The sequence below is a fragment of the Pseudomonas sp. B21-010 genome (assembly GCF_024749325.1).
GTDB lineage: Bacteria > Pseudomonadota > Gammaproteobacteria > Pseudomonadales > Pseudomonadaceae > Aquipseudomonas > Aquipseudomonas kilonensis.
This window is the reverse complement of sequence record NZ_CP087198.1, coordinates 319,819-335,328: the sequence shown is the minus strand read 5'-3', so window position 1 is coordinate 335,328 and position 15,510 is coordinate 319,819. Positions and strand designations below refer to the sequence as shown.

At 60.8% G+C, this 15,510-nt stretch carries 15 protein-coding genes; 10 read left to right on the top strand and 5 right to left on the bottom strand.

Annotation, left to right across the window (positions count from 1 at the left end; genetic code table 11):
• Genes tauB through tauD form a run of 3 tightly spaced genes read left to right on the top strand, consistent with a single transcriptional unit; the run spans nucleotide 1 to nucleotide 2,524 of the window.
• Nucleotides 1–795, top strand: a complete 795-nt coding sequence (gene tauB / locus LOY50_RS01445; protein ID WP_095963000.1) for a taurine ABC transporter ATP-binding subunit — start codon at nucleotides 1–3, stop codon at nucleotides 793–795.
• Nucleotides 792–1,631: a taurine ABC transporter permease TauC gene (tauC, locus tag LOY50_RS01440; RefSeq protein ID WP_214510990.1), complete on the top strand. Its 840-nt coding sequence runs from the start codon at nucleotides 792–794 to the stop codon at nucleotides 1,629–1,631. Before tauB ends, tauC begins: the two co-directional genes overlap by 4 nt.
• Nucleotides 1,632–1,681: 50 nt before the next feature.
• Nucleotides 1,682–2,524 (top strand): taurine dioxygenase, encoded by an 843-nt coding sequence (tauD, locus tag LOY50_RS01435; protein ID WP_258690177.1) that lies wholly within the window; start codon nucleotides 1,682–1,684, stop codon nucleotides 2,522–2,524.
• 227 nt (nucleotides 2,525–2,751) lie between these two features.
• Here the strand turns inward: tauD and mgrA are convergent, their stop codons facing one another.
• From mgrA to LOY50_RS01415, 4 genes are all read right to left on the bottom strand, one after another.
• The gene (mgrA, locus tag LOY50_RS01430; protein ID WP_258690176.1) at nucleotides 2,752–3,789 is read right to left on the bottom strand and encodes an L-glyceraldehyde 3-phosphate reductase; all 1,038 of its coding nucleotides are present in this window, start codon (nucleotides 3,787–3,789) and stop codon (nucleotides 2,752–2,754) included.
• A gap of 58 nt (nucleotides 3,790–3,847) precedes the next feature.
• Nucleotides 3,848–4,249, bottom strand: a complete 402-nt coding sequence (locus tag LOY50_RS01425; protein ID WP_024619603.1) for a type II toxin-antitoxin system HicB family antitoxin — start codon at nucleotides 4,247–4,249, stop codon at nucleotides 3,848–3,850.
• 92 nt (nucleotides 4,250–4,341) lie between these two features.
• On the bottom strand, nucleotides 4,342–4,524 hold the full coding sequence (locus tag LOY50_RS01420; RefSeq protein ID WP_018608816.1) for a type II toxin-antitoxin system HicA family toxin: 183 nt from the start codon (nucleotides 4,522–4,524) through the stop codon (nucleotides 4,342–4,344).
• A 129-nt stretch (nucleotides 4,525–4,653) separates the two neighbouring features.
• On the bottom strand, nucleotides 4,654–5,544 hold the full coding sequence (locus LOY50_RS01415; protein ID WP_258690175.1) for a LysR family transcriptional regulator: 891 nt from the start codon (nucleotides 5,542–5,544) through the stop codon (nucleotides 4,654–4,656).
• A gap of 116 nt (nucleotides 5,545–5,660) precedes the next feature.
• Here LOY50_RS01415 and LOY50_RS01410 point away from each other — a divergent pair, with 116 nt between their 5' ends.
• Nucleotides 5,661–6,401 (top strand): SDR family oxidoreductase, encoded by a 741-nt coding sequence (locus LOY50_RS01410; protein WP_003196671.1) that lies wholly within the window; start codon nucleotides 5,661–5,663, stop codon nucleotides 6,399–6,401.
• Nucleotides 6,402–6,567: 166 nt separating this feature from the next.
• On the opposite strand, the gene betT is transcribed toward LOY50_RS01410, so the two are convergent.
• A complete protein-coding gene (gene betT, locus LOY50_RS01405; protein ID WP_253478360.1) occupies nucleotides 6,568–8,529 on the bottom strand; it encodes a choline transporter BetT in 1,962 nt (653 codons plus the stop codon).
• A 506-nt stretch (nucleotides 8,530–9,035) separates the two neighbouring features.
• Here betT and LOY50_RS01400 point away from each other — a divergent pair.
• From LOY50_RS01400 to LOY50_RS01375, 6 genes are all read left to right on the top strand, one after another.
• Complete coding sequence (locus LOY50_RS01400; protein WP_253478357.1) at nucleotides 9,036–10,034, top strand: D-cysteine desulfhydrase; 999 nt, start codon at nucleotides 9,036–9,038, stop codon at nucleotides 10,032–10,034.
• 301 nt (nucleotides 10,035–10,335) lie between these two features.
• A complete protein-coding gene (gene tcyJ, locus LOY50_RS01395) occupies nucleotides 10,336–11,136 on the top strand; it encodes a cystine ABC transporter substrate-binding protein (protein WP_258690174.1) in 801 nt (266 codons plus the stop codon).
• Nucleotides 11,136–11,801: a cystine ABC transporter permease gene (tcyL, locus tag LOY50_RS01390; protein ID WP_014336021.1), complete on the top strand. Its 666-nt coding sequence runs from the start codon at nucleotides 11,136–11,138 to the stop codon at nucleotides 11,799–11,801. The genes tcyJ and tcyL overlap by 1 nt, the downstream gene beginning before the upstream one ends.
• A 3-nt stretch (nucleotides 11,802–11,804) precedes the next feature.
• Nucleotides 11,805–12,566, top strand: a complete 762-nt coding sequence (gene tcyN, locus LOY50_RS01385) for an L-cystine ABC transporter ATP-binding protein TcyN (protein WP_253470908.1) — start codon at nucleotides 11,805–11,807, stop codon at nucleotides 12,564–12,566.
• A 513-nt stretch (nucleotides 12,567–13,079) separates the two neighbouring features.
• Nucleotides 13,080–13,847: a hypothetical protein gene (locus LOY50_RS01380; protein ID WP_258690173.1), complete on the top strand. Its 768-nt coding sequence runs from the start codon at nucleotides 13,080–13,082 to the stop codon at nucleotides 13,845–13,847.
• 408 nt (nucleotides 13,848–14,255) lie between these two features.
• Nucleotides 14,256–15,497 (top strand): SfnB family sulfur acquisition oxidoreductase, encoded by a 1,242-nt coding sequence (locus LOY50_RS01375; protein WP_253470904.1) that lies wholly within the window; start codon nucleotides 14,256–14,258, stop codon nucleotides 15,495–15,497.
• Nucleotides 15,498–15,510: the final 13 nt, after the last annotated feature.

Genomic DNA, 15,510 nt, shown 5'->3' with positions numbered 1-15,510 from the left:
ATGGCCTTGCTACAGCTGGAGCGCATCAGCGCACAGTACCCCGGCGCGGCGGAACCTGTGCTGGCGGATATTTCACTGACCCTGGGGCCCCAGCAATTGCTGGTGGCCCTCGGCCCGTCCGGCAGTGGCAAGACATCGCTGTTGAACCTGATTGCCGGGTTCGTCGAGCCCAGCGCCGGGCAGATCACCCTCGACGGCACGCCGGTCAAGGGCCCGAGCGCCGAGCGCGGCGTGGTGTTCCAGGACGATGCACTGCTGCCTTGGCAGGACGTGCTGGCAAACGTCGGGTTCGGCCTGGAACTGGCTGGGGTCGGCAAGCAAAAGCGCGAAGCCCGGGCCCGGGAAATGCTTGCCCTGGTGGACCTGGCCGGTTTCGAGCAACGCCGTGTCTGGCAGCTCTCCGGCGGCCAGAAGCAACGCGTCGGCCTGGCCCGGGCACTGGCGGCCGACCCACGCGTGCTGTTGATGGACGAACCTTTCGGGGCGCTGGACGCCTTCACCCGCGAGCAGATGCAGGAACTGTTGCTGCAGGTCTGGCAGCGCACCGCCAAGCCGGTGTTCCTGATCACCCATGACATTGAAGAAGCCGTGTTCCTCGCCACTGACTTGATTCTGTTGGCACCAAACCCTGGGCAGATCGTCGAGCGCCTGAGCCTGGATTTCGGCCAGCGCTACGGGGCCGGGGAGTCGGCGCGGTCGATCAAGTCCGACCCGCGCTTTATCGAAACCCGCGAGCATGTGCTCGCCAAGGTGTTCTCCCAACGCAGCGCCACTCGGCCACAGGAGCGCGCATGAGCAGCTACGAAATTCCAGCCGTCGTCAGTGAAACGACGAGCAAGCGCCCGGCCGGCGGCTTGAGGCCCAGCCTGAGTACGCGCTGGATCAGCGGCTTGACCCTGATCGCACTGCTGGCGGCCTGGTGGGCCGTCACCGCCAGCGGCCTGATCGAACCGCTGTTCCTGCCCTCGCCGTCTGCCGTGCTGCAAAAAGGTTGGCTGCTGGCAACCAGCGGCTACATGGACTCGACCCTCTGGCAGCACCTGGCCGCCAGCCTTGAACGCATCGGCCTGGGCTTGTTGTTCGCGGTGCTGACGGCGGTGCCGGTGGGCATCGCCATTGGTGCCAACCGCATCGCTCGCGGCGTGCTCGACCCGTTGATCGAGTTCTACCGGCCGATTCCGCCGTTGGCGTACTTGCCGTTGATCGTGATCTGGTGCGGCATCGGCGAGTTGTCGAAGGTGCTGTTGATCTACCTGGCGATCTTCGCCCCGATTGCCATTGCCACCGCCACCGGTGTGCGCACCGTCGACCGGGCCAAGCTACGCGCGGCGCAATCGTTGGGCGCCACGCGGGCCCAGTTGATTCGCCATGTGATCGTGCCCAGTGCCCTGCCGGACATTCTCACCGGCATTCGCATTGGCCTGGGCGTGGGTTGGTCGACGCTGGTGGCCGCCGAGTTGATCGCCGCCACCAGCGGCCTGGGGTTCATGGTGCAGTCAGCGGCGCAGTTCCTGGTCACCGACGTGGTGGTACTGGGGATCCTGGTGATCGCACTGATCGCCTTCGCCATGGAAATGGGCCTGCGCGCCCTGCAACGCAAACTGGTGCCATGGCACGGCCAGGCCCATTGATAGCCAATGACCACGCCGACCATTTGGCGCCCCAATCCGAGAACACGACGATGAACCGCCCGACCATTACTCCCTTGAGCACAGCCCTCGGCGCGCAGATCAGTGGGATCGATATCAGCCAGCCGCTGAGCCCGGAACATCGCGAGGCCATAGAGCAGGCCTTGCTCAAGCATCAGGTGCTGTTCTTTCGCGACCAGCCGATCGAGCCGACGCAACAAGCGCGTTTCGCCGCGTATTTTGGCGACCTGCACATTCACCCGATCTACCCCAACGTACCGGAGCAGCCCGAAGTATTGGTGCTCGACACCGCCGTCACCGATGTCCGCGACAACGCCGTGTGGCACACCGACGTGACTTTTTTACCGACGCCGGCCATGGGCGCGGTGCTCAGCGCCAAGCTACTGCCGGCGTTTGGCGGCGACACGTTGTGGGCCAGCGGCATCGCGGCCTACGAAGCGCTGTCAGCCCCTTTGAAACGCTTGCTGGAAGGCCTCACAGCGACCCACGATTTCACCCGGTCCTTTCCATTGGAACGGTTTGGCAACACCGCCGAAGACCTGGCGCGCTGGGAAGCCGCACGGCGGAAAAACCCACCACTGTCCCATCCGGTGATCCGCACTCATCCGGTGAGCGGGCGACGGTCGCTGTTCGTCAATGAAGGCTTCACGACACGGATCAACGAGCTGTCGGAAACCGAAAGCGAGGTGATCCTGAAACTGCTCTTCGCCCACGCCACCCGCCCGGAGTTCACCCTTCGCTGGCGCTGGCAGGTCAACGACGTAGCGTTCTGGGACAACCGCGTCACCCAGCACTTTGCCGTCGATGACTACCGCCCCGCCCGCCGGGTGATGCATCGGGCGACGGTGTTGGGGGATGTGCCGTTTTTCAGGTGAGTGTCTTGCTTAAATGGTTTTCCGGGGTACGCATATCGCCGTGGCGAGGGAGCTTGCTCCCGCTCGACTGCGCCGTAGGAGCTGCCGAAGGCTCGGGCCGCGTTCGGACGATTTTTTGATCTTTCGCTTGGGACTCAAGCGTCAGGGGAAAGATCGCAGCCTCGCTTCGCTCGACAGCTCCTATAGACCCAGCGGGAGCAAGCTCCCTCGCCACAGGGTGTTCGGTGTTACTCAGCCGACGAAGGCTTCTCCCAAAGATTGATCCCGCCCTCCAGGGCAAACCGATCGATCTGCGCCAGTTCTTCAGCGCTGAAGCTCAGGTTCCTCAACGCCCCGACGTTCTCGATAATCTGCTCCGGCCGGCTGGCGCCGATCAGCGCGCTGGTCACGCGGGGATCGCGCAGGGTCCAGGCCAGGGCCATTTGCGCCAGGCTCTGGCCGCGCCGCTGGGCGATCTCATTGAGGGCGCGTACATGGGCGATGTTTTCCTCCGACAGGTGCGAAGCCTGTAACGAGCCGCCGCCCGGACGGTTCACCCGCGCATCGGCCGGAATACCCTTGAGGTACTTGTCGGTCAACAGGCCCTGGGCCAGTGGCGTAAAAGCGATCACACCGGTACCCAGTTCGTCGGTGGCGTCCAGCAGGTCTTTCTCCACCCAGCGGTTGAGCAGGTTGTAGGCCGGCTGGTGAATCAGCAGCGGGACTTTCCATTCTTTGAGCAGCGCCGCCATTTCCCGGGTCTTCACCCCGGAATACGAGGAAATGCCGATGTACAGCGCCTTGCCCTGCTGTACGGCAGTGGCCAGTGCGCTGGCGGTTTCTTCCAGTGGGGTGTCGGGGTCGAAGCGGTGGGAATAAAAGATATCCACATAGTCCAGCCCCAGGCGTTGCAGGCTTTGGTCGAGGCTGGCGAGCACGTATTTGCGCGAGCCACCGCCCTGGCCGTAAGGACCCGGCCACATGTCCCAACCGGCCTTGCTGGAGATGATCAACTCATCGCGGTACTGCTTAAAATCTTCGCGCAGCAACCGGCCGAAATTGATCTCGGCGCTGCCGTAGGGAGGGCCGTAGTTGTTTGCCAGGTCGAAGTGGTTGATGCCCAGGTCAAACGCCGTACGCAGCAAGGCGCGCTGGGTATCGATGGGCGTGCTGTCGCCAAAGTTGTGCCACAACCCCAGCGACAGCGCCGGCAGCACCAGCCCGCTGCGACCGACGCGGCGATAAGGAATGGACTCGTAGCGGTTTTGCGCAGCGGTGTAGGTCATCGAAAGGCTCTCTGTTCGGACGCTGGTGGCAGAAGCTAACACTTCACAGACGCATCGGTCAGGCTGAAAGTTCGCGCAAGGCCGCCGCTGCCAGGAAACCCGAACGCGAGCTATAACGCTGATCCCGTCGCACGGTTTGGTCGATGCGCTCAAGCAATTGCTCGGGCAGCGTGGCGTTGAACCGCACTGATTTCCCGAAATAGGGCGTGACATCAAACTCAACCACCCCCCATATCCCACCGGCGTATTGCGGATCGTCGAGATGATCGTCAATTTCATGGATCTGCGGCAGCGGCTCGCCGTCGGCTATCAAGCCTTCATAGTGCAACGAGAGCGCTTCTTTCACATTTTCGAATGCCTGGCTCACGGTACTGCCGGCGGAGAAACAACCCGGTACATCCGGGACCGTCACTCCGTATTCGGAATCGGCATCCTTGTGCAGAACGACCGGAAATTTCATGTGGGCGAATCCTTCCTCCAGATCCGGCAACCGCAGCAACCGGTCTGATAACAATGCATCCCCATCGGGGATTTCGTAATCGGTCATGGGCTTCATTTCAGGCCCGCCTGTTTCAATATGCTATTGATCGTGCCTCTGGGCAGATCGGCGTCAGGGTGTTTGATCGTCACCCTCCCAGCCTTGAAGGCGTGTTTGTACTGGTGATGGCTACCCTTGATTGCCACTAGATACCAACCATCCTCTTCGATCTTCCTGATCATTTCCCGACTTCGCATCACCTTTGCCTTATTCGACAGCTCTGCCGGAAAACTCTAGCTGCGAAAGATGATTTCGATACACACAATACACACCCTGAAAAAATTTTAGCTCAACTCTCCAGCCAATGCACCGCCATCACCACTCGGTCATCGCGCCTGTGCAAACACCTCCGCCACCCAATCCACGAATACACGAACCCGCGGCGACATGAGCCGGTTATGCGGATAGAGCACCGACACCGGCATGGACGGTGGTGGGGTGGCGGTGAGGACTTCCTGCATCAGGCCCTGCCGGATCGGCTCTTGCATCCGGTAATGCGGGCATTGGATCAGGCCCAGGCCGGCGATGGCCGAGGCGGCATAGATTTCGGCGCCGGACACCGACAGCGAGCCCCCGATCGGCACCTCCTTGAGTTCGCCATCGACCATGAACTCAAACGGATACAGTTTGGCGGTGGTCCGCGAGACGTAATTCACCGCCTTGTGATGTTTCAAGTCATCGAGGCACTTCGGCTCGCCGTACTGGCGCAGGTAACCGGGACTGGCACAGGTAATCTGCCGAAGATTGGCAACACGCCGACCGATCAATGACGAATCCGCCAGCTCACCGGAGCGCAGCACGCAATCGACGCCTTCGGCGATAAGATCGACAAAACGATCGGCCTCGCTGATGAACAGTTCTATTTCGGGATAACGGGCCATGAATTGCGGCAACGCCGGAATCACGAAATACCGTGCCTGGGTTCCGTGCAAGTCCACCCTCAACTTGCCTTTGGGCGCCACGCCGCGAAACGCCAGTTCGGCTTCTTCAAGTTCCGCCAGCAATTGCACGCAGCGTGGGTAATAGGCTTCGCCATCGAGGGTCGGGCGCACCTTGCGAGTGCTGCGCTCCAACAAGCGAACGCCCAGCCAGGCTTCGAATTGATTGAGGGTGTGGGTCAGCGTGGCCCGTGGCATGTTCAAGTCCTCAGCGGCCAGGGTGAAGCTGCTTCGCTCGTAGATGCGCACGAACACCTTCATCGCTCTGACTTGATCCATCTGAATCCGGCGCCTTTATTGTTAGTGATTGTTGAACAGTCAAGGCAACTTTCGGGCATTTATCGCCGAGAGTAAACATGTGAACCTGGCCTCACCCACTTCAAGAGGACTCAAGCATGCCGACTCAAACGTCCAAAGTTGCCATTATCACCGGTGCTTCCCGCGGCATCGGCGCCGAAATCGCCAAGCAACTGGCCAGCGAGGGTTTCGCCGTCGTCATCAACTACGCCAACAGCGCCAGCGAGGCGTCCAAGTTGGTGGTGCAACTGCGCCAAGCCGGCCACCAAGCCATAGCGGTGAAGGCAGACGTGTCCTCTGCCGCCGATGTTCGCCGGATGTTCGATGAAACCGAAGCGCAACTGGGTAAGGTCGACGTGTTGATCAACAACGCTGGCATCCTCCAGGTGATGCCCCTGGCGCAGCACAGCGACGAGCTGTTCGACCAGACGTTCGCCATCAACACCCGTGGCACCTTCAATACCCTGCGCGAGGCCGCGACCCGTTTGAATGACGGTGGTCGAATCGTGAATTTTTCCAGCAGCACCGTGGGCCTGAACCTGCCCGGCTATTCGGTGTACATCGCCAGCAAGGCCGCAGTGGAATCCCTGACCCAGGTGTTCGCCAAGGAACTGCGCGGTCGGCAGATCACGGTCAATGCCGTGGCCCCCGGCCCCGTCGCGACCGAACTGTTCATGCACGGCAAGAGTGAGGAGCAGGTGCAGCACTACGCCAAGATGCCGCCCCTGGAACGCCTCGGCCAGCCGCAAGACATTGCCAGCATCATCGCGTTCCTGGTGAGCCCGGCCGCAGGATGGGTGAACGGGCAGATCCTGCGGGCCAATGGTGGACTCGTCTGAGGCGTTGCGCTCCATTGCCTCCCAAACCGCTATCGTCGGATCGCCGCCCGGAGCAAGCTCGCTCCCACAAGGAAATCACTAACCTTACAGGAGGGAACCACTTACCCCTGTGGGAGCGAGCTTGCTCGCGATGAGACCAGTGACGATGGAAGGCCTAGCGCCTCGATCAGCGCACCAAATGCAGGAACTGCAGGTGCCGCTCGTACTGGTCGAGGATGTCGTTGATGACTTGCTCCTTGGTATAGCCCACCAGATCGTAATCCTGGCTGCCTTCGCTCAGGTGCACCTCGGCACGGTAGTAACGACGGTTGTTGAGTTCCTTCGAGCCCATGCCGCCGCGGGCGAAGGACGGCGTGAAGTAGCCGCGCATCTGCACCTGATAGATGAACGGATGCTGCTCGCCGTGACCGATCTCCAGGCTGACGCTGTCGTTGGCCGGATCGGGCTGGGTCACCACCGTCAGGCCCTTTTCGACGAACACCGCCGTCACTTCTTCAATGGCCGGGCGCACCGTGGTGTCGAGGAAACGGTACACCTCATCACGGGACGGAAAATGCACCGCCTGGCTCAAGCGTTGGCGCCAGCCGCCCGTGCCCCGACGTGAACCCGACACCGGCGCCAGGGAGTGCAGTTGCGCGATCTGCTTCTGCGACTCCAGGTAGAACGCCTTGTGCAGGCCCCACATCATCAGCAGTAGAATCAATGAGAACGGCAAGGACGTCAGCACCACCGCCGACTTCAAGGCATCGATGCTGCCGGAGAACAGCAACGCGCTGGTCACCAGGGCCGTCATCGCGCCCCAGAACACCCGCAGCCATTTCGGCCCGTCCTCATCAGGGTTGCCGCCCTTGGCCGACAACGTCGACAGCACCACGGTGCCGGAGTCGGCGGACGTGACGAAGAACACGAAGCTGATGAACACCGTGACGGCGATGACGGTCTTGCTCCAGGGGTAGGTTTCCAGCAGCAGGTAAAGGCTCATCGATGGGTTTTCCAGGGCGGACATGCCCAGGGCACTCATGCCGTGGTTCAGCACTTGGTCGATGGCGCTGTTGCCGAAGATCGACATCCACGCCAGGGTGAAACCCAGGGGAATCAGCAGCACGCCAAACACGAATTCACGGATGGTGCGCCCACGGGAAATCCGTGCGATGAACAACCCCACGAACGGCGACCACGCGATCCACCAGGCCCAGTAAAACACCGTCCAGCCGCCCAGCCAGTCGCTAGGTTCGTTGTAGGCGTACAGGTCGAAGCTCTTCATCGGCAGGGCGCCGAGGTAATCGCCGATGTTCTGGATCAAGGTGTTGAGCAGATGCTGGGTGGGTCCGGCAAACAGCACGAACAGCAACAATGCGCAGGCCAGCAGCATGTTGATGTCGGACATGACCCGCACGCCCTTGTCGACACCGGCCACCGCCACAATGATCGCCGCGCCCATCATCAGCACGATCAGGCCGACCTGAATCCACTGGGTGTGGGCGATGCCGAACAGGTAGTCGAGCCCGGAATTGAGGTGCAGCACACCAAAGCCCATGTCCGCGCCAAGGCCGAACACCGTGGCGATAATGCCGAAGCCGTCCACGGCGTAGCCGATGGGGCCGTTGATGCGCTTGCCGATCAGCGGGTACAGCGCCGAGCGCAGGGCGAGCGGCAAATTGTGCCGATAGGCGAAGTACGCCAGGGCCATGCCGACGAACGCGAAAACGCCCCAGCCGTGCAGCCCCCAGTGCAAGAACAGGATCTGCATGGCCTGGCGCGCCGCCTCGGCGGTACCGGCCTCGCCCTGGGGCGGCTGCACCATATGGGTCAGCGGCTCGGACACGCAGAAGAAAAACAGCGTGATGCTGATGCCGGCGGCGAACAGCATGCCGGCCCAGGACAGATAACTGAATTCGGGCTCGTCGTGGTCGGCACCGAGCTTGATCTTGCCGTAGCCGGACAAGGCGGTGACCACCACGAAGACCAGATACAGCGTCATCGCCAGCATGTAGTACCAGCCGACCGTATTGGCCGCCCAGTTCTGCGCGGCCAGCAACCAGGCGCCGGCCTGCGCGGGCATGGCAATCACCACCAGGCCGAACAGCAGGATGAAGGTCGCGGCGAAGTAAAAGACCGGCGGGTTCATGCGGACCAGGCCGCTGGGTGGAAGGGACGAGGCACTCATGAAACAAGCACCTCGGGAGAAAAAAACATGACGGTCGAAAACGGACTCGGCAAAGGCAAGCCTCCTGTTGTGAGCGGGCAGCAAACCGACGGTTTAACTTGAATGAACGTTCAAGTTAAACATGAATAGGTAGCTAAGGACTAATCGCAGGGCTCGACGGCACGCTTCCTACACCAGCCTACGGGAGGGTATGACGTTGCCAGGAGAGCATTCGTTCAGCGTTCAACGGCATATCCCCTTGCAAATACAGACCCTGTGGGAGCGAGCTTGCTCGCGATGGCGGCCTGACATTCAACATCTTCATTGACTGTCACACCGCTATCGCGAGCAAGCTCGCTCCCACAGGTCAAGTGCAGGGCAAACCGACGGCGGTGTCGCCAGATCCAAGCTCGAATAAAAACATGCCGGTTGCCCATGAATATCGGCGTGCCTATAGTCCAGACATCGCCTACAACCAGTACGGACCCATGATCAAAGAACAGCTGTCTCGCTTTAACCGTCTCGACCTGCTCGGCCATCCGACACCGCTGGAAAAACTCGACCGCCTCTCCACCTGGCTCGGCCGGGACATCTATATCAAGCGTGACGACCTGACCCCCCTGGCCATGGGCGGCAACAAACTGCGCAAGCTCGAATACCTGGCCGCCGATGCCATCGCCCAAGGCGCCGATACCCTCATCACCGCCGGGGCGATCCAGTCCAACCATGTACGCCAGACCGCCGCCCTCGCCGCGAAGCTGGGCCTGGGTTGCGTGGCCTTGCTGGAAAACCCCATCGGCACCGAAGACAGCAATTACCTGGGCAACGGCAACCGGCTGCTGCTGGAATTGTTCGACGCCAAGGTCGAGCTGGTGGACAACCTGGACAACGCCGATGAGCAGCTACAGGCCCTGGCCGGTCGCCTGCGCAGCAACGGGAAAAAACCCTACCTGGTGCCGATTGGTGGTTCGAACGCCTTGGGCGCGCTGGGTTATGTGCGCGCCGGCCTGGAACTGGCCGAGCAGATCAAGGACACCGGGATTGAATTCGCCGCCGTGGTACTGGCCTCGGGCAGTGCCGGCACCCACAGTGGCCTGGCGCTGGCGCTGAGCGAAGCCCTGCCGGCGCTGCCTGTCATCGGCGTCACGGTCTCGCGCAGCGAGGAGGACCAGTTTCCGAAGGTCCAGGGCCTGGCCGAGCGCACGGCAGCGTTGCTCGACGTCGCCCTTCCAGAAGCGTTCAAAGTGAACCTGTGGGACGAATATTTCGCCCCCCGCTACGGCGAACCCAACGCCGGGACACTGGCGGCGGTCAAGCTGCTGGCCAGCCAGGAAGGGCTGCTGCTCGATCCGGTCTACACCGGCAAGGCCATGGCCGGCCTGCTCGACGGCATGGGTCGCGACCGTTTCGACGAAGGCCCGATCATCTTCCTGCACACCGGCGGCGCACCGGCGTTGTTTGCCTATAACGCGGCGTTCCAGGCTTAGTGGAGACTTCTGTGGGAGCGAGCTTGCTCGCGATAGCGGTAGATCAGCCCAAATTTATTTAGCTGACACACCGTCATCGCGAGCAAGCTCGCTCCCACAAACAGTCATTCCAAATAGACATATGCGCTTGATTTAATATTATTTTCCAATCTATAAAAGCCACCCTATAGTCTCGCCGCAGGCGCATTTGCCGCGAGACGCCCAAGCTGCTTTAAGGCAGGATGTGGCAATCTTTTCGGATCGCGGCTACGCCTTATCTCAGCCAAAATAACCTCTTCAGAAGAAAACACAGGGGCTTGTCATGAATTTTTCCGCATTACGTCGCAACCTGTTGGTAGGTTCGCTGGGCCTGGCATTGAGCGCCGGCTTGTTGGGGCAAGCGGTTGCCGGTGAGCAACTGCAGAAGATCAAGGACGCCGGCGAAATCAAGATCGGCTTGGAAGGCACTTATCCACCGTTCAGTTTCGTTGATGAGAGCGGCAAACTGACCGGCTTCGAAGTGGAGTTCTCCGAAGCCCTGGCCAAGGAGCTGGGTGTGAAGGTCAAGCTGCAGACGACCCCATGGGCCGGCATTCTCGCGGCCCTGGAATCCAAGCGTCTGGACGCAGTGGTCAACCAGGTGACCATCTCCGAGGAGCGTAAGAAAAAGTACGATTTCTCCGAGCCGTACACCGTTTCCGGGATTCAAGCGCTGGTCCTGACCAAGAAAGCCGCCGAGCTGAACATCAAGAAGGCCGCCGACCTGGACGGTAAAAAAGTCGGCGTGGGCCTGGGCACCAACTACGAACAGTGGGTCAAGGCAGAAGTACCGGGCGCCCAAGTCAAAACCTACGATGACGACCCAACCAAGTTCCAGGACCTGCGCGTCGGCCGTATCGATACCATCCTGATCGACCGCCTGGCCGCGCTGGAATACGCCAAGAAAGCCAAGGACACCTCCGTCACCAGCGAAGCCTTTTCGCGCCAGGAGTCCGGTATTGCCCTGCGCAAAGGCGAGCCTGAGCTGCTGGCAGCCGTGAACAAGGCCATCGAAAAACTGCGCGCCGACGGTACGCTGAAAAAGCTTTCGGAAAAATACTTCAGCGCTGACGTTACCCAATAATGGAAGCAGCTCTTCAACTCGCACTGGACTCCGCGCCCTTCCTGCTCAAGGGCGCGTATTACACGGTCATCCTCAGCCTGGGCGGCATGTTTTTCGGCTTGCTGCTGGGGTTCGGCCTGGCGCTGATGCGCCTGTCGCGCTTCAAACTGGTGAACTGGATCGCCCGCATCTACGTGTCGTTCTTTCGCGGCACGCCGTTGCTGGTGCAGTTGTTCGTGATCTATTACGGGTTGCCGCAACTGGGCATCGAGCTGGATCCGCTACCGGCGGCCCTGATCGGTTTCTCGCTGAACATGGCCGCCTACGCGTGTGAAATCCTGCGGGCCGCCATCAGCTCCATCGAGCGCGGCCAGTGGGAAGCGGCGGCAAGCATCGGCATGACCCGCGCCCAGACCCTGCGCCGGGCCATCCTGCCGCAAGCCGCACGCACGGCCCTGCCGCCGTTGGGCAACAGCTTCATTTCCCTGGTCAAGGACACCGCGCTGGCGGCGACCATCCAGGTACCGGAGCTGTTCCGCCAGGCGCAGTTGATCACCGCGCGAACCTTCGAAATCTTCACCATGTACCTTGCCGCCGCGCTGATCTATTGGGTTCTGGCCAGCGTGCTCTCGCACCTGCAGAACGTCCTGGAAGCCCGGGTCAATCGGCATGACCAGGAGTCCTGACCCATGATTGTCGTGGAAAAACTGACAAAGCAGTTCAAGGGCCAGGTGGTGCTCAACGGCATCGACTTGAAGATCGAAGAAGGCGAAGTGGTTGCGATCATCGGCCCCAGCGGCTCGGGCAAGACCACGTTCCTGCGCTGTTTGAACTTCCTCGAAGAGCCTAGCAGTGGCCGGATCAAGGTCGGCGACATCGAGATCGATGGCAGCCGTCCGTTGAACCAGCAGCAGAATCTGGTGCGTCGCTTGCGTCAGCAGGTGGGCTTCGTGTTCCAGAACTTCAATCTGTTTCCCCATCGCACCGCGCTGGAGAACGTGATCGAAGGTCCGCTGGTGGTGAAAAAGACGCCACGTGCAGAAGCCGAAGCCCTGGGGCGCAAGCTCTTGGCCAAGGTCGGGCTGGCCGGCAAGGAGGACGCCTACCCACGGCGCCTTTCCGGCGGCCAGCAACAACGCGTGGCGATTGCCCGGGCGTTGGCGATGGAACCGGCGGTGATCCTGTTCGACGAGCCGACCTCGGCCCTCGATCCGGAACTGGTGGGCGAGGTGCTGGCAACCATTCGCGGCTTGGCCGAAGAAAAACGCACCATGGTCATCGTGACCCACGAAATGGGCTTCGCCCGGGACGTGGCCAACCGCGTGGTGTTTTTCGACAAAGGCGTGATCGTCGAACAAGGTGAAGCCAAGGCCTTGTTTGCAGCCCCCAAGGAAGAACGCACTCGACAGTTCCTCAGCAAGATCCTCTCCGCCGGGCACGGCGCTCAGTAAGTTATAGGCAGTGTCATCACTTCCAGGGATGGAAGTGAGGCAGTTGCAACACACTCAAGACACTACCGCCATAACTTTGCCATAAAAAAACAACTTGCAACTTTCGCCCCACTCAACTTTCTCGACCGTTTCATGTGCGGCATCGATCTACCTCTCGTAACACTTCCCCTCAGCCCAAACACGCCTCATTTTTAGTCTCAAGACACTCTTTAGAGCATTTTTCAGAAACCTGCGAGCCTAGGAAAATGGCTTGTGATGCCGCGCATTATTAACATGGGTGCGTAGGAGATTTCTGAAGCCTTTCACAATGAATTATTAAGCAAGTGCCTCTATTGACACTGAAACTATTGAGCCCTTATCTAGTAACCAACAGGCGATGCACATTATTTATGTTCTGCACAGTGACCAGGTGCAGCCAGCCTATATGGCTGCACACATAAAATATGTCGCAATTAGCCATCGCCGTTGATCTTCCCGAAACGGACTTAGTTTTCAAGCATCAAGGAGAACACCATGACATGTAAGTCGAAGAGTCCTGAACTGGCCGCCCCCACCCTGGCCAACGCCCACCCTACCGGCATCAATATCGCCAACGCCGCTCACCTGGAGGTTGCCATTGCGCCCTACCCTGGCATGGACGCAGGTGACCTGATCGAACTGTTCTGGGACAACTGCTACGTCGGCTCGCGCTTGTTGTCGCAGGCCGATGTGCAAGACAGCGTCACCCTGCGAGTCCCGGAGAGTTTCATCGTCGATGGAACCTCGCGCATCCACTATCGGGTGATGCAGGTCGGGCGTGGGCCGGCGCTATCCGCCAGGCAACGGGTACACGCGAAGCTCGATTGCCCCGGCGGGCAGCCGTCAGCCCTGAGCGGCGATGAAAACCAGGGCCTGGCGCCTGTGCGCATTCCCGGCACTATCCGACGTCAAGGGGTAAATCCCAACCAGATCAAGCGCGGCGTACCGCTGACCATCGAACCCTACCTGAACATGGCCGCCGGCGATGCCGTGACCCTGCGCTGGGGTGATGTACGCATGGACTTGCCAGCGGTCACCGCCAGCGAGGTCGGCCAGCCAATCAATATCTGGGTCCCGCCACAGATCATCCTGGAGGCAGGAGAAGACCTGCGCCTGGAAGTGACCTACTGCATCCTCGACCGTGTGGGCAACAACTCCCTCTGGGCACCGCCACGGACGTTGAAGATCGGTTGTGCCAATCCGTATCTGAACACTGCACCGAAACAGCCGCTCATGGTCGCCGAAACGCGCCGCCGAATGTGAACCCCCTGAAAAAGCTTTTGTGGCGAGGGAGCTTGCTCCCGCTATGTGGGAGCAAGGCTTGCCCGCGATGGACGCGATGCGCTCTTGCAGAATCGAGGCGCCTGTTTCGCGAGCAAGCTTTGCTCCCACAGCCCAAGCGGGAGCAAGCTCCCTCGCCATCAAAAGCTGCGTCCCCCCAGGTGAGCGTACAGCCTTCAATTTAAAACCAACCTATATATATTCCTAAAAGTTAGTTCAAAAATAATTTATACACGCTTAGGGTATATACACCGGACCACCGGACATTCTTGATTTTCGCTCGCCGCATTCATCGCGGCGTTTCTTGAGATGTGAGGTGGGTATGGAACGAAACACAATCACCCCAGTGCAATACGCCAAGGCACTGCCTGCAGCCACGGAGTGGCTGTAATGTCGGATCTGGCGCAAGCAAAAGTCCAGAGCGACCTGGACATCGCACCGTTGTTGTTGCCCGCACAGGTGTTGCGCAACGATGCCGAGGCCATCAAAGCCGCCCATGAACTGGCGCAGGTCGCCCGTCAGCAGGCCGCGCGTCGTGATCAGCAACGCAAGCTGCCCTGGGCAGAAATCGAGCAATTCACCCGCAGCGGGCTGGGCAGCATCGCCATTCCCCGGGAATACGGCGGCCCACAGGTTTCGTTCGTCACCCTGGCCGACGTGTTCGCGATCATTTCCGCCGCTGACCCGGCCCTCGGGCAGATCCCGCAAAACCAGTTCGGCGTGCTCCAGCTGATACTCGGCACCGGCACCGAACGGCAGAAAAAAATCCTCTTGCAGAGCGTGCTCGAAGGCTGGCGCATCGGCAACGCCGGGCCGGAACGCGGTACTCGCAATACCCTTGAGCTCAAGGCGCGGATTACCGCTGACGGTGACGGGTTTGTCATCAATGGCCAGAAGTTCTATTCCACCGGCGCGCTGTTTGCCCATTGGGTCGCGGTCAAGGCGCTGAATGACGAAGGCCGCCAGGTGCTGGCGTTCGTGCGGCGCGGCACCCCGGGCCTGCGGATCGTCGACGACTGGTCAGGGTTCGGCCAGCGCACCACCGCCAGCGGCACCGTGCTGCTGAACAATGTCCGGGTGGAGGCCGACTTGGTCCTGGATAACTGGCGCATCAACGAAACACCCGGCGTGCAAGGTGCGATTTCCCAACTGATCCAGGCCGCCATCGATGCGGGTATCGCCCGTGGCGCCATCGACGATGCCATCGCCTTTGTGCGTGAACGGGCCCGGCCCTGGATCGACGCCAAGGTCGACCGAGCCAGTGACGACCTCTACGTGATCGCCGACATTGGCAAACTGAAAATCGAACTGCACGCCGCCGAAGCCTTGCTGCGCAAGGCCGGACAGGTGCTGGACCAGGTCAGTGCCGCCCCCATCACGGCGCAATCGTCCGCCCGCGCCTCGATTGCCGTGGCCGAGGCCAAAGTGCTCACCACCGAGATCGCCCTGCAAGCCAGCGAAAAACTCTTCGAGCTGGCCGGCAGCCGCGCCACCCTCGCCGAATTCAACCTCGATCGCCATTGGCGCAACGCACGGGTCCACACCCTGCACGACCCGGTGCGCTGGAAGTATCACGCGGTAGGCGCCTACCACCTGAACGGCACCTTGCCGGCCCGCCATTCCTGGATCTGACGACCCGACCTCT

Bases quoted from the DNA above. Each gene is read 5' to 3' on its own strand.
- tauB (WP_095963000.1), top strand. From the start codon at position 1: ATGGCCTTGCTACAGCTGGAGCGCATCAGCGCACAGTACCCCGGCGCG.
- tauC (WP_214510990.1), top strand. From the start codon at position 792: ATGAGCAGCTACGAAATTCCAGCCGTCGTCAGTGAAACGACGAGCAAG.
- tauD (WP_258690177.1), top strand. From the start codon at position 1,682: ATGAACCGCCCGACCATTACTCCCTTGAGCACAGCCCTCGGCGCGCAG.
- mgrA (WP_258690176.1), bottom strand. From the start codon at position 3,789: ATGACCTACACCGCTGCGCAAAACCGCTACGAGTCCATTCCTTATCGC.
- LOY50_RS01425 (WP_024619603.1), bottom strand. From the start codon at position 4,249: ATGAAATTTCCGGTCGTTCTGCACAAGGATGCCGATTCCGAATACGGA.
- LOY50_RS01420 (WP_018608816.1), bottom strand. From the start codon at position 4,524: ATGCGAAGTCGGGAAATGATCAGGAAGATCGAAGAGGATGGTTGGTAT.
- LOY50_RS01415 (WP_258690175.1), bottom strand. From the start codon at position 5,544: ATGGATCAAGTCAGAGCGATGAAGGTGTTCGTGCGCATCTACGAGCGA.
- LOY50_RS01410 (WP_003196671.1), top strand. From the start codon at position 5,661: ATGCCGACTCAAACGTCCAAAGTTGCCATTATCACCGGTGCTTCCCGC.
- betT (WP_253478360.1), bottom strand. From the start codon at position 8,529: ATGAACCCGCCGGTCTTTTACTTCGCCGCGACCTTCATCCTGCTGTTC.
- LOY50_RS01400 (WP_253478357.1), top strand. From the start codon at position 9,036: ATGATCAAAGAACAGCTGTCTCGCTTTAACCGTCTCGACCTGCTCGGC.
- tcyJ (WP_258690174.1), top strand. From the start codon at position 10,336: ATGAATTTTTCCGCATTACGTCGCAACCTGTTGGTAGGTTCGCTGGGC.
- tcyL (WP_014336021.1), top strand. From the start codon at position 11,136: ATGGAAGCAGCTCTTCAACTCGCACTGGACTCCGCGCCCTTCCTGCTC.
- tcyN (WP_253470908.1), top strand. From the start codon at position 11,805: ATGATTGTCGTGGAAAAACTGACAAAGCAGTTCAAGGGCCAGGTGGTG.
- LOY50_RS01380 (WP_258690173.1), top strand. From the start codon at position 13,080: ATGACATGTAAGTCGAAGAGTCCTGAACTGGCCGCCCCCACCCTGGCC.
- LOY50_RS01375 (WP_253470904.1), top strand. From the start codon at position 14,256: ATGTCGGATCTGGCGCAAGCAAAAGTCCAGAGCGACCTGGACATCGCA.